Here is a 13,854-nt window from a genome sequence, read left to right on the forward strand (position 1 = left end):
GAACGAGTGTTCACCCCGAACCAGTGAACCATTGTTCACCACGGTGGGTCGAGCTCCCGGTGACGAATGTGACGAAGGTCGTGCTGCCGGGAAACTCTGTTGCCCATCGGATTATCACCGCTGCCGTTGTGGCTGCGATACCGCCGATTCACGAGTGGACCGGCGGATCCGGCAGCGCGGCGGATCACGACCGTGCGGAAACCGTTCGTGCGTCGTGCACTACCACTTGACGTTGATCGGCCCGGGTGACCACAGGCCGCCGTGCGTTTCCTGGATGACCGCAGGCAGCGCCGGACGTGCCGCGGGGTCGATCGGCGTGAACCGTTGCAGTTGACCCCAATCGTGGCTCCAGTCGTCCTTCAGATAGGTGGCCAAGGTTTGTGAACGCAGCAGCTGGCGAGTCCAGCCCAGCGGGCCGCCGCCGTCATGGCTCTGCCACAGTGAGGTGGTGTGCGAGGCGGGGCGATTGGGCAGGATGCGCCAGCCGGGCGTCTGGGCGATACCGTCCTTGTGGTCGTAGGGGCGCTGGCACGGGAATTGCAGGCCCACCGCCCAGTCCAGTAGGACCGGCTGCTGCGATCCGATCAGTTCGTTGATGGTTTGTGTGCGGGGAATACGTGGCGGTGTGAGTGCCATCCATTCCTGGGCGTCGACGGACAGGTCCTTGGCCTTGATGCGGACCACATCGGCCTGCTCCGGCACCTGCTCCAGCGGCACCCGCAGATTACGCCAGGACGGGGTCGGGCCGATATCGATGGGCATCACCTGGCCGAGGGGCCGGGCGCTGGTCGCCGTTTCCGCGGTGCCGTATTCGATATCGATCGGCTGGCCTGGCATCACCGAACCGTCCTGGGTGGTCGCCCGGAAGCGGCCCGCCGCGGTGATCGCCATGATTCCGTCACGGTCCTGCGGTTCGGGCAGCCGGTACCAGCCGGTGGTCAGCTCGGCCGCCTCCTGCTGCCCGGCGGTTCCGAGTACCGGAGTGGTGGCGGACAGGCCGAAGGGCAGGGGAGCGCCGCCGGTCTGGGTCCGGGAACTGCCATCGGAGCCCTCGTCTTCCAGAGCGTCGGCGATACTGCTCTCGTCGTCCTTCGACTGATCGTCGTCGGAGGTCACGTTCGCGACGCCGTTCGGTACGAAACCGGCGCCGTCACCGGCGAAGGTGCTCTCGGTATCGCCGGACAGCGGGCTGAGCATCGCGGCATTCGGATCGGTTTCGACCAGTACATCGTTGGCCATCCCGCACGGTTCGCCGCTGACCGCATCGATATTGGACCGGGCCAGCGAGAAAGCCGGGTACTGCGTGGCGGCGGCGGTCGCGAACGAGCCCACCTGGAACACGACGATCACCGCTGCCGCCACCATCAGCGGTGGGATTTTCGCCAGCCGCCAGGCACGGCGCGAAACGCGATGCGGTGTTCCCGGTTCCGGGGCCCGCAGATGCCACCAGCCGGCGAGTACGAGGCACACTACGGCCACCGTCAGGAAGATCTCGCTCATCCCGAGACCGGCGATCGAGGGCGGTTCGTTCCACCACGGGATGCCGTGGTCGGAGGCGTAGAACCATTTGTTGACGCCGGTGAAGATCTGCGCCATCGCCACCGCGACTACGGCGGCGAACAAGGCACGGTAGCGCGGAGCCCGCATTACCTTGGGCCCCACCGCCACCGCAGTGACGACGGCGACGGCTCCGGCGAGTCCGGCGAAAACACCGTTGTGGTGGGTGAACTTCGTCGGGACGGTCGCCATCAGCAACATCGCGCCGAAGGTGATCCCGAGAAGCCGTTTTGCCGGGCCGGGCGCGACGAACGGGATCCGGCCGCCTTTACGCAGCATCACGAACGCGCACACCAGCAGTCCCAGCCACATCGCGACCATCCCGAACCGGCGTCCGATCGAACCGTCGGCGGTGGGGGTGAACAGCCGCTGGTAGGCGACATAGTCGTCGTACCAGGGAATGGAGGGGCCTACCTCGTTGTGCACGCGGGTCATCTCGAGCATCGCGGACAGGGGCTGGACGGCGAAGGCGAAGACCAGGACGAGGGTTCCGGCGGCAGCCAGCGGCGCCAACAGTGCGCCGTAGGCGAGGATCCGAGACGACCAGGGCGGCACGGTCGTGGCGGCCGCGCCGGGATCCGACATCCGCCGCGCCCGGGCGATGCCGAATCGGACGACCGACCGCGCTCCGGCCGCCAGCGGCGCGAAACAGATCACGCCCGAGGGCGCCGCGGTCAGGCTGAATGCGGCGATCAGTATGGCGATCGCATAGGGCAGCAGCTGCCTGGTCGCGATGGCGCGCTCGACGAAGCACCAGGTGAGCAGCACCGCAACCGCGATCACCGGTTCCGGGCGCAACCCGTTGTTGTAGGGCAGCCACACCGCCAGGAATCCCAGCGCACCGGTCCATACGACGACCTTGTCGTGCCGCAGGACGACCCCGAGCCGGGGGATCACCTCCCGGCTCAGGGCCAGCCAGGCGAGGAACCCCGCGAGCAATGTCGGCAACCGCACCCAGGGGCTGGCGATGCTGAGCTCGGTCATCTGGGCGATCACGTCGTAGGGTGGCGTGCCGACCGGGTTCTCGGGTACGCCGAAGAAACGGAAATAGTTGGCCATATATCCGGATGCCAGCGAGGTGCGGGCCATGCCGAACTGGTAACCGTCGTCGGAGGTCGTGGATCCGATGAAATGCCAGACGACCAGGGTCGTGAGCACGGTGGCGTCGACCCGGGTGAAGGTCAGCCAGCGCTGCGGTAGAAGGCGGCGTATCCGCCGGCCTGCCGAATGGTCCAGCCGGAACAGTGCCACGAGGGAGGCCAGCGCACACAGCACCGCCAGTACCCCGGCGGTCCGTTTCGCGAAGCTCGGGACGACCGAGAAGCGGCTGTCCACTTCCGCGGTCACCGTCGTCCCCGCCGAATCGGTCAGATCGCTGAAGATACCCACCAGTTGTGGCCGGAAATCGCCCGCGAGGAACACCGGCTCGGTGTCTGTTCCGGTGAGCTCCGCGGTGGTCCCGGAATTGTCGGAGCGCACGGTGAGGGTCGCGTCATCGAGGTCGGCGACCGGGACACTGAATATCGATTGGCTGCGCAGCACCACCTCGAGGCGGGCGGGCGAGCCGTCCGCCGCGGGCTGGACCCGCGCAACGAATCCGTATTTCTCCAGATCGGGCGCCTCGGCGGGCATGGTCGCTGCCGCCAGGCCTCCGCGTTCGGTCAGTTGCTGTAGTGCCGAGCCGGGGATGCCGGCATCGAAGGAGACCGGTGCGTAGGAGATCAGCGGGGCTGCGATGCTGTCCGTGGAGCCCTGCTGCGGCCATGTGAGGGTGGTCTTGTCCACTTGGACCGGGAGGAGCGGGACCGCGAGGGCGAACAGGGTGGCGAGGAGGCCGGCGATCAACGCCACCGGCCTTGCCCATTGTCCGCGTGCGGGCCGGGAGGCCCGAGATTGCTCCGCGGGCGTCAGGTCCGCCCTCACCATGGTGTCGGTCACGGGGGGCGATGGTAACGTGACGCATTCGTTACCGGCGAAGTCGGGCAAAACATCCACTGTGGGCGTGGTCTCCCGCGGCCGTGTGAGCAGGGCCGATTCCGGATCAGGGATGTCGTGGTCGGAATGGTCCCCGAAAATCTGGACTTGAAACGGAACTATTTCCGTTCGGGCCGGTTTCTTCCGTAACGCCCGCGTTGTCGCCAGGGTCTGCCGACTGTCGTGGCGCTGGTCGCGCGGTGTCTCCGTAGTTGTCGGAGCGGTGGCGGTGGCCCGGTGTCCGGGGCGAGAGGGTGGAAGGTAACTGTCGCAATACGCCGCTCCGGAACCGCGAAATCGGTAATGTAATTCCCGAATTGTGTAAATAGGGTTCTTGTAACCGGCAGTGCTACTTCCGCCTGGAGGTTCGCTCCGGTGGACCCCGCAGCGATCGAAGGAGTTCGCCGTGGCCCGTACGGACCGGATCTATTGGGACCCCTTCGACCGTGACATCGCCCGCGACCCCTATCCGATCTACCGCCGGTTACGCGCCGAAGCGCCGCTCTACTACAACGACGAGCACGATTTCTACGTGCTGAGCCGCTACGACGACATCGACCGCGCCCTGTTGGACTGGCAGACCTTCTCGTCGTCACGCGGCCCGATCCTGGAGATCATCAAGGCGGGCGTCGAGATCCCGCCCGGCACCCTGTTGATGGAGGACCCGCCGGCGCACGATATCCACCGTGCGCTGCTTGCGCGGGTGTTCACGCCGCGCCGGGTGCTCTCGCTGGAACCGCAGATCCGTGACCTGTGCACGCGGTCGCTGGACCGCCTCGCCGGCGTGGGGCGTTTCGAACTCATGACCTCGTTCGCCAACGAGGTCCCGATGCGGGTGATCGGGATGCTGCTCGGCATCCCGGAATCCGACCAGCAGGGTGTCCGCGATCGCGCGGACGCGAATCTGCGCACCGAACCCGGACAGCAGATGCAGGTATCGGATCAGGCCATCCCGCACACCGACACCTTCGCCGAATACATCGACTGGCGTGCCGAGCATCCTTCCGATGATCTGATGACGGAGCTACTGAACGCACAATTCGAAGACACCGAAGGCGTGACGCGCACACTGACCAGGCAGGAAATCCTGACCTACATCACGGTGGTCGCCGGTGCCGGTAACGAGACCACGGCCCGGCTGCTCGGCTGGCTGGGAACGCTACTGGCCCGCCACCCGGAGCAGCGGGCCGAACTGGTCGAGGATCCGCGGCTGATCCCGAAGGCAATCGAGGAAACCCTGCGCTTCGAGCCCACCGGCCACGCCATCGCCCGATACGTCACCACCGATATCGAACTGCACGGCACCACGGTGCCGGCCGGTAGTGCGATGATGCTGCTGGTCGCCTCCGCCAACCGCGACCCCGACCGCTGGGACGATCCTGACACCTTCGATATGCACCGCCGGATCAGTAATCTGCGGACCTTCGGCTTCGGCACCCATTACTGCCTCGGGGCCTCGCTGGCCCGGCTGGAGGCGCGAGTAGCGCTGGAAGAGTTCCTGAAACGTTTCCCTGTCTGGGAGGTCGACCGGGACGCGCTGGAACTGTCGTCCACATCGACGATGCGCGGCTGGGAAACCGTGCCGATCACCGTCGATCAGCCCGCCGTACGCGCCTGAATCCGGCGGAGACACCGGCCGGCAGTTGCTGTCCTCGGAGAATGCCGAATAGGCACCAAGCGATATGGGCCGGGCGTAGGCTTCGGAATCGATCGACCCGGATCGGGAGTGCGACACGGGGTCGATCTCGCGGCATCGGTGGAACTCTTGGCGCGGGAACGTGTTTCCAGCGGGGTCTTCGTCCCGGCACAGTGGCAGGTGTTCTGCCGGACATCGGAACACGCGATCCGCCCGCGCTGCGGCAGATCTCCCGGCGCGCGGCACCCGCCTCGACCACGCTGTTGCGCACCATGATCGAGACGTTCCCGCAGACGCCGGCATTCGGGCAGACCGAATGCAGCCCCATGCCCGGCACCCTGCGCGGTGACGACGCGATCAACGGTACCGCGGTCATCGGTGTCCCGTATCCCACCGCGCGTGGTCGCCCAGCCCTCACGCAACTCCAGCGGCAAGGTGCTGAAAACCCGTCCCCGGGAGACATATGCACAGGGTGATGAGGAAGGTTCGGCGCGAGCCAGCCGGAGGCGACGGGCCGGTGTGGCTGCGCGGGTATGGAATCACTGCGATCGCAACAGGTGGCGGCGCCATGAGTTACGGGAACGCTGCTGGTACGCCCCGTGTACCCGGCCGCGGCCCGGGATTCTCGAGCCGGGTCGCCGCGCGCCGAACCCGGTCAGATGTCCGGAATTCGGTTAGTGTGGCGACTCACGCGTCTGTGAGTTCGCGCGGGCCGGTGCCGGGCCGGTCCGCCGTCGACGAGGGGAATCCGTGTGCATCTGTGGAGTTATGTACAGGGGCGAGGTGAGACGCTCGCGTTCCTCACCTATCAGCATGCGTCGCTGGCATTCCAGACGGTGCTGGCCGGCAGCATCGTCGCGGTCCTGCTCGCAGTGGCGGTCTACCGGCTGCCGCTGCTGTCGGCGCTGTCGCTGACCTCGAGCCGGGTCGCGCTGACCATTCCCTCGCTGGCCCTGCTGGCTCTGCTGCTGGTGCCGTTCGGACTCGGTGTGGTTCCTTCTTTCCTGATGCTCGCGTTCTTCGCGGCACTGCCGGTGATCGGCAATGCGATCGTGGGATTACGTTCGGTACCGGCTTCGGTCGTCGAATCTGCCCGGGGTATCGGCTTTTCCCGATGGCGGATCCTGCTCACCGTCGAACTGCCCATCGCATGGCCGGTGATTCTCACCGGTATCCGGGTGTCCACGCAGATGATCGTCGGAGTCGCCGCCATCGTCGCCTACGTGCTCGGGCCCGGGCTGGGCTCGCTGATCTTCAACGGCCTGTCCCGGCTCGGCGGTGCGAACGCGCTGGAGATGGCGTTGACCGGCACCCTCCTCATCGTCGCCATCGCGCTGGCTTTCGACGCACTGCTTGTTGCGCTCGGGCGTTTCACTATCGCAAAGGGATTGTCATGACCGAGGCTGTCACGGGCCGGCCCGCGCCGGCGACACCGGAACGGGCGGTGACCGGCGCCTCGATCACCCTGGATTCGGTCGTCAAACGCTACAAGGGCCAGGAGACTCCCGCAGTGGCCTGCCTGGACCTGGAGATCGCGGCGGGGGAGATCGTCGCGTTCGTCGGGCCGTCGGGCTGCGGTAAGACGACCACGTTGAAGATGATCAACCGGCTGATCGAGCCGACCGAGGGCCGGATCCTCATCGGCGACCGCGATGTGACCCGGGAGGACCCGGACAAACTCCGGCAGTCCATCGGCTATGTCATCCAGTCCGGTGGACTCTTTCCGCACTGGACGGTCGCCAAAAACGTCGGCGCGATTCCCCGGGTACTGGGCTGGGACAAGCAGCGGATCGCGGAACGCACCGAATACCTGCTCGACCTGGTCGGGCTCGACCCGGCGGAATTCGCCGGCCGCCTGCCGAAGGATATGTCCGGCGGCCAGCAACAGCGCGTCGGGGTGGCGCGTGCACTGGCAGCCGATCCGCCGGTGCTGCTGATGGACGAACCGTTCGGCGCGGTAGACCCGATCACCCGGGCCCGCCTGCAGGACAGCCTGCTGGCCATCCAGCACGAACTCGGGAAAACCATCGTGGTCGTCACCCACGATTTCGAGGAGGCGACCAAGCTCGGCGACCGGGTGCTGATCCTGTCCGAGGGCGGTCATATCGAGCAATACGCGACCCCGGAGGAAATCCTCACCGACCCCGCGACCCCGTTCGTGGAGGAATTCGTCGGCTCCGGCGCGAAACTCGCGTACCTGACCGTATCCAGGGTCCGCGACGTCGAAACCGACGAGGTGATCACCGCCCGCGTCGGTGAATCGGCGCCTGCCGTGATCGAACGCGCGAAAGCCGCCGGGCACACCTGGGCTGTGGTGGTCGACAGCGCCGGCCGGCCGCGATCTTGGCCGACGCTCACGGAAATGGCGACCAAACCGGAAGTCTCCGATTTTCTGGACCGGCGGCTGCCGGTGGTCGCCCGGTCCTCGACGCTCAACGATGCGCTGGACGCCATGCTCGCGACCAGCCAGGGCGCCGCGCTGGTCACCGACGGCCGCGGGGCGGTGGTCGGCTCGCTGAGTATCGGTTCGGTGACCGAGCTGATCCGGGACAAACTCGCCGAGGTGCGGGAGGAGGAAACCGAGGTCTCCTACACCACGTACGTGGACGGAACGGATCCGGCGCCGACCCCCGTGGTCGCGGCCGACGACGAATTCGCCGCCGCACCCGGTGGCGAACGCTCCGCGCCCGGAACCAGCGCGCAGCCCCCGGCGACCGGCGCTGCGCCCGAGACAGCCGGCTCTGCACGTCCCGAGTCGACCGCGCGGGGCGGTACCGCGGAATCCGATGGCGGCGACACCGATTCGGCCGGGCCGTTATGAATCGGCTGCGTCGCGTGCCGTTGGACGTCTGGTTCGAGCCGCTCATCATCGTGGTCATCGGCGCCGGTTACCTCCTGTGGTACCGATCGACGACTTTCACCCCGACCGAGCAGGCGTCGCTGAGCTGGGCGAACCTGCAGACCACCATCCTCGAGCACATCAAACTGACTGTGGTGGCCACCGTGATCGTGGTCGTGGTGGCGATACCGCTGGGTATCGCGCTCACCCGGCCCACACTGAAACGATTCGAACCCCTCGCCGTCAATATCGCGAATATCGGCCAGGCCGCGCCGGCGGTCGGCCTGCTGGTGCTGTTCACGTTCTGGCTGGGCACCGGATTCCGGACGGCGATCGTGGGCCTGGTCGTGTACGCGGTGCTGCCGATTCTGCAGAACACGATCGTGGGTCTGCGGCAGGTGGATCAGCGCACGATCGAGGCGTCGCGCGGGATCGGTTTCTCGGGCACCCGCACCCTGTTGCAGGTGGAACTACCGCTGGCGGTGCCGGTGATCCTCAACGGTGTACGCACCGCACTGGTGATCCTGGTCGGCACCGCGACGCTGAGTACCTTCATCGGCGCCACCAGCCTCGGCACGCTGATCACCACCGGCGTCACCCTGTTCCTGCCGAAACTGCTGGTCTCCGGTGCGATCCTGGTCGCGCTGCTGGCACTGATCATCGATTGGCTGGGGCGGCTCGTCGAACTGGCCGCGACTCCGCGGGGTATCTCATGACAGCGCCACGCACCCGGCTCGCCGCCCTGGTTGCCGCGCTGGCGCTGCTGCTCACCGGTTGCGGACTGGTGAGCTCGTCGGGGACCTTCCACGATGCGGCCCTGCCCGGCGGTGCTCGCCCGCTGGACGGAGCACGGCTCACCGTCACCTCCAAGAGCTTCACCGAAGGGGTACTGCTGGGCAAGATCACCGCCACCTATCTGGCTGCGGCGGGTGCCGAGGTCACCGACCTCACCGGTGCGCCGGGCTCGGCGTCGTCGCGGCAGGCCCAGTTGAACGGTGACGCCGATGTGCTCTGGGAGTACACCGGCACCGGCTGGGTGAACTACCACAACCAGACCGAGATCATCCCCGACCCACAGCAACTGTGGCAGGCCGTCCACGATATCGAGAAGAGCGAATACGGGCTGGAATGGTTGCCGCCGGCCAACTTCAACAACACCTACGCATTCGCTGCGTCGACGCCGACAGCCGAACGTCTGGGCGTGCGCTCTCTGTCCGATGTGGCCGCGAAACCGGTCGCCGACCGCACCTTCTGCGTCGATGACGAATTCTTCAGCCGCTCCGACGGGTTCCTGCCGATGCTGGAGAAGTACGGGATCCCGTACAACGATCCGAACGGCGTGCCTGCCGCGAATGTCACCAGGATGGACGCCGGTGTCGTCTATACAGCGACGGCCCAGAGCGCCCCCTGCAACTTCGGCATGGTGTACACCACCGACGGTCGCGTGAAGAACCTGAATCTGGTGGTCCTCGAAGACGACCGGAACTTCTTCCTGCCCTACAGCGGCACGGCAGTGGTGCGCGGCGAGATCATCGAACGATATCCACCGGTGCGCACACTGCTGGGCACGATCTCCGAACGCCTCACCGACGACCTTATGCAGGACCTCAACGCCCGCGTCGATATCGACGGTGAGGACCCGGCCGACGTCGCCTACGACTGGCTGAAGAGCGAGGGGCTCGTCGAATAGCCCGGCACGCGGACCCGGTACCGTGTCTCCGGACCCGCGGCGGTTTCCGTGGGGCGGCGGTATTCACCCCGAGATCCGCGTGGTGAAAGATCCGTGTAGTCCCAGGGGCAGATGATGGCGTAAACCGCCCACGTAGACCGGGCCCCGGTCGGGATATCGCGCATCCAGCACCAGCAGCCGGGAGCGGTGTTCGTCGCGCAGGTACTCGACGGTGAGCAGCCAGCCCTCTCCTTCCGGAGCGCCGGGGGACCGCGGCGCGAACACTGCCTCGCAGACAGAACCGTAATTCGGTATCTCGTAGGTGGATTCGGTGCCGCGCGCGTGGTCGAGGACCGTGACGCCGCTGGGGACCACCTCGTAGCCTGCGTCCTGGTCACTGTCGCCGGGGGGCTTACGGTGGTGGGCGACATCGATGGAATAGGAGTATCGGTGCGGGCGCCCGGTTGTCCGGGCGTCGATCTGCGGGAACTCCGAGATCCGGTCGGTGAGATCCTCGCGGGTGATGCGGCCTGTCCGGGTGACCCGCAATCTGGTGAGCGGTCCGCCGAAGGCAGGCTTTTCGGGTGCGGTGCGGAACCTGTGCTGGAAGTGTCCCCAGAGCGTATCGAAATCCGCTGTGTAGCGGACCAGTTCGATCACCGTATCGGTTCCGTCGTCGTAGCAGTTGGTGAGGTGGAAATGCAGCAGTGCCTCGGTGTGCAGATGTATCCGGCGGCCGCCGTCGCGGGGGATCAGCACGATCTCGGTGCCGATATCGGGGCGGAAGCCGAGGGCGCTGCCGAGCGGCCGCAGGCCCAGGAAAACGGGCAGCATACCGACGGGCGAGACAGTCATGGGAGGTATGACGAAGACCAGATACCGGTCGGTGAGCCCGATATCGTGGTTGAGGCGCGGCACCGGGGTGCGCCAGCGTGCGAGAGTGTGCAAGGCGCCCGCGGTATCGACCCGGTATGCGGCGATACCGGGAAACGGCAGGAAGGTGGTGCCGAAATTGAACAGTTCGCCGGTGCGTGCGTCGATCTTCGGGTGGGCGGAGAAGGATCCGAAACCCCGCAGGCCGCCCGCGAAATCGTGAACACCCTTGGTTTCCAGGGTATCCGGGTCGACGGCGTGGGGTTTGCCGCCTTCCCACAGCGCCAGGAGCTCACCGGCGTGCCAGACGACGTTCGTATTCGCCTGATTCGACAGCGGCCAGCGGAAGGCATTCGCGCGTAAGCCGCCGTCACGGCGCAGGGTGCCCGTGCCGCGGCCGGCCGGGCCGCGGGTGTGCTGCCCGCGCAGGAAGTGGGTGGTCCGGACGTAGCGGTTGCGGAATCGAACGTGCTCCCCATCGAAGGTGAATACCGACAGCATGCCGTCGCCGTCGAAGATATGCCCGACCGGTGAGCCGCCCGATTCCCAGGCACCCATTCCGTTGCGATACAGGGTTCCGCGCAGATCGGCCGGCAAGGTGCCGGATTCATCGGTGAGCAGATAGTCGTGCTCGGTCGCGAGCGTCTCGAACTCGCGCAACGGCATGCCGGGAACCATCGGCGTTCCGGCGGCGGTGGTCGGGGTGTGCGGGGCCATCGCGGCCTCCCTCGCTACTCTGGTAACAGGTGTTGCCAGAGTAGCTGCCGGGGTGGGGCTCGGCAATGGTGGTCCGTGCGCAAAGAAACGAGGAGGTCCGCGAGATGACCGGTCCCGAGATATCCGGCCAGTCCTACGGTGGCGTTCCCTTCTCTGATCGGCAGCGCTCCCGGCGTGAACGGTTGCTGGACGCCGCACTGCATCTCCTGGACACCGCGGGCGCGCCCGGCGTGACCGTCCGGGGTGTATGCCGGGAGGCCGGGCTGAACAATCGCTACTTCTACGAGAACTTCGCCGATCTCGACGCCCTGCTGGACGCGGTGGTGGATCGGCTGGAGCAGAGCATCGGCCGGCGGGTTGCCGAAATACTGGCGTCGGGTGAACCCTCACCCGCCGACGACGCCATTGCTGTGATGGTGTCGGCGTTCATCGACGATCCCAGGCTTCTGCGAATCCTGCACACCGCGGGAGATCCGGCGCTGGCCCGGCGGCGAGAGGCGTTGCTGCTCCGCTCGGTCGCCGCCCTGAGACCTTTCCTCGTGGCGGCGGCCGCGGAATTCGGTCGGGCGGATCCGCGAATGCTCGATACCGCGGGATTCCTGCTGGTCGGCGGCTGGTCCGACGCCCTGTGGGCGTTTTCCGCCGGTGAATTGACGGTGGACCGCTCCGAATTGGTCGAGCAGTTGACGGCGCTGTTCACAGGTGTCGCGCGAACTATCGCCCGGTGATCGTGACCGGGTGGCCGGTTCTGAATCGTTCGCACGAAACGCCGGTCGCGACGGGACTGTTCGTAGTACGTTCAATCAACTGATTGAACGAAGAGGGATCGGGTGCCAGTGGGTACAACGGATCGGTTGTTCGGCATGCTCCGGCCGGAGCTTCCGGTAGTGGATCTGGACGAATGGAGCCGCGGCACCCGGGCGGAGAAGATCCGTCCGATGGCGCGGCACTGGGCCGAGGTCGGATTCGGCACCCCGCCACCACTGCGCCTGTTCTATGTAGTGAAAATCGCCCTCTACATCGTGGGCGGCATGCTGTTCGCACTGACCACGACCGGAATCGACGGATTCGGTGCGGTCGGGTCGTGGTGGTCGGAACCGATCGTGTTCCAGAAGATCGTGCTGTTCACGATGCTGTTCGAAGTCGTCGGCCTGGGCTGCGGTTTCGGGCCGTTGAACAACCGCTTCTTCCCGCCGATGGGGTCGTTCCTGTACTGGCTGCGGCCCGGCACGATCCGGCTGCCACCGTGGCCGGGCCGCGTGCCGCTGACCCGGGGCACGACCCGGACCCCGTTCGATGCGGCGCTGTACGCGGCGCTGCTGATCATGCTGCTGGTCGGCCTGTTCTCGGACGGGACCGGGCCGGTACCCGAAATCGGTTCGTCGGTGGGTCTGCTGCCGGGCTGGGAGATCGCGGCGGTTCTTGTCCTGCTGGCGGTGCTCGGGCTGCGTGACAAGGTGATCTTCCTGGCGGCGCGCGGTGAGGTGTACGGGGCCCTTGCGGTCACCTTCCTGTTCGGTGGTGCGGATGCGATCGTCGCCGCCAAGGTGGTGTTCGTCGTCATCTGGGTCGGCGCGGCGGTATCGAAGCTGAACAAGCATTTCCCGTTCGTGGTGTCGACGATGATGTCCAACAGTCCGGTGGTCCGGCCGCGGGCGCTCAAACGCCTGTTCTTCGAGCGTTTCCCGGACGATCTGCGGCCGGGGCGGCTGTCGCGGCTGTTCGCCCACGGCGGCACGGCGATCGAGATGCTCGCCCCGCTGGTGTTGTTCTTCAGCGACGGTGGTCTGCCGACCACAGTGGCCGCGATCGCGCTCATCTGCTTCCACCTGGTGATCCTCACCTCGATCCCGATGGGGGTGCCGCTCGAGTGGAACGTTTTCATGATCTTCGGGGTGCTGACGCTGTTCGTCGCGCACGCGGATATCGGTCCGGCCGATCTGGGTAATCCTGCGCCGGTGGTGCTCCTGTTCGTGGTTCTCGCGGGGACGGTTGCGGTCGGGAACATATTCCCGCGCAAGGTCTCCTTCCTGCCCGGGATGCGGTACTACGCAGGTAACTGGGATACGACCCTGTGGTGCATCAAGCCGTCGGCCGATGCCAAGATCCGCGCCGGAATCACCGCCGTGGCCGCCATGCCGGCCGCGCAGCTCGAGCGCTACTACGGCAGCCGGGAGGCGGCGCAGATCCCGCTGTATCTGGGATACGCGTTCCGCGCGTTCAACACTCATGGGAAGGCGCTGTTCACCCTCGCGCATCGGGCAATGGCCGGGCACGACGAGAAGGACTACGTCCTCACCGACGGGGAACGTATCTGTTCAACCGCCTTGGGCTGGAACTTCGGCGACGGTCATCTGCACAACGAGCAGCTGATCGCCGCCCTGGCGCAACGCTGCGATTTCGAACCGGGTGAGGTACGAATCGTGCTGCTGGACGCCCAGCCGATCCAGCGGCAGCAGCAGAACTACCGCCTCGTCGACGCCGCGACCGGTGAATTCGAACGTGGGCACGTGCGGGTCGCCGATATGGTTGTCCGCCAGCCGTGGGACGACGATGTACCCGTGTACCCCGAGAACGGAAGCTGACGCG

Annotated in this window: 10 protein-coding genes; 8 read left to right on the top strand and 2 right to left on the bottom strand. The window is 66.5% G+C overall.

Annotated elements, in window-relative coordinates; genetic code table 11:
• Positions 1 to 219 precede the first annotated feature (219 nt).
• Positions 220 to 3,483, bottom strand: a complete 3,264-nt coding sequence (locus NS6_RS00615; protein ID WP_068035954.1) for an arabinosyltransferase domain-containing protein — start codon at positions 3,481 to 3,483, stop codon at positions 220 to 222.
• 454 nt (positions 3,484 to 3,937) lie between these two features.
• Between NS6_RS00615 and NS6_RS00620 the strand changes: the two genes are divergently transcribed.
• The 6 genes from NS6_RS00620 to NS6_RS00645 all read left to right on the top strand — a co-directional run bounded on the left by NS6_RS00620 (position 3,938) and on the right by NS6_RS00645 (position 9,696).
• Entirely contained in the window at positions 3,938 to 5,149 is a 1,212-nt protein-coding gene (locus tag NS6_RS00620; RefSeq protein WP_068035210.1) for a cytochrome P450, read from the top strand.
• 191 nt (positions 5,150 to 5,340) lie between these two features.
• Positions 5,341 to 5,643, top strand: coding sequence for a hypothetical protein (locus NS6_RS35335; protein WP_068035212.1), 303 nt, complete (start codon positions 5,341 to 5,343; stop codon positions 5,641 to 5,643).
• 276 nt (positions 5,644 to 5,919) lie between these two features.
• Positions 5,920 to 6,564 carry an ABC transporter permease gene (locus tag NS6_RS00630; protein ID WP_068035214.1) on the top strand — a complete coding sequence of 215 codons (645 nt, stop codon included), beginning with the start codon at positions 5,920 to 5,922 and terminating at the stop codon, positions 6,562 to 6,564.
• Positions 6,561 to 7,988, top strand: a complete 1,428-nt coding sequence (locus tag NS6_RS00635) for an ATP-binding cassette domain-containing protein (protein WP_084470501.1) — start codon at positions 6,561 to 6,563, stop codon at positions 7,986 to 7,988. Before NS6_RS00630 ends, NS6_RS00635 begins: the two co-directional genes overlap by 4 nt.
• On the top strand, positions 7,985 to 8,722 hold the full coding sequence (locus NS6_RS00640) for an ABC transporter permease (protein WP_157112563.1): 738 nt from the start codon (positions 7,985 to 7,987) through the stop codon (positions 8,720 to 8,722). Before NS6_RS00635 ends, NS6_RS00640 begins: the two co-directional genes overlap by 4 nt.
• Positions 8,719 to 9,696, top strand: a complete 978-nt coding sequence (locus tag NS6_RS00645) for a glycine betaine ABC transporter substrate-binding protein (RefSeq protein WP_068035216.1) — start codon at positions 8,719 to 8,721, stop codon at positions 9,694 to 9,696. The genes NS6_RS00640 and NS6_RS00645 overlap by 4 nt, the downstream gene beginning before the upstream one ends.
• Positions 9,697 to 9,759: 63 nt before the next feature.
• Here NS6_RS00645 and NS6_RS00650 read toward each other — a convergent pair whose 3' ends face one another.
• Positions 9,760 to 11,265, bottom strand: coding sequence for a carotenoid oxygenase family protein (locus NS6_RS00650; protein WP_157112564.1), 1,506 nt, complete (start codon positions 11,263 to 11,265; stop codon positions 9,760 to 9,762).
• A 104-nt stretch (positions 11,266 to 11,369) separates the two neighbouring features.
• On the opposite strand from NS6_RS00650, the gene NS6_RS00655 reads away from it, so the two are divergent.
• Positions 11,370 to 11,993, top strand: a complete 624-nt coding sequence (locus NS6_RS00655) for a TetR/AcrR family transcriptional regulator (protein ID WP_168443379.1) — start codon at positions 11,370 to 11,372, stop codon at positions 11,991 to 11,993.
• Positions 11,994 to 12,128: 135 nt separating this feature from the next.
• On the top strand, positions 12,129 to 13,850 hold the full coding sequence (locus NS6_RS00660; RefSeq protein ID WP_068035961.1) for a DUF3556 domain-containing protein: 1,722 nt from the start codon (positions 12,129 to 12,131) through the stop codon (positions 13,848 to 13,850).
• The last annotated feature ends 4 nt before the right edge of the window (positions 13,851 to 13,854 follow it).

The sequence above is a fragment of the Nocardia speluncae NBRC 108251 genome, from assembly GCF_001613245.1.
GTDB classification, from domain to species: Bacteria; Actinomycetota; Actinomycetes; order Mycobacteriales; family Mycobacteriaceae; genus Nocardia; species Nocardia speluncae.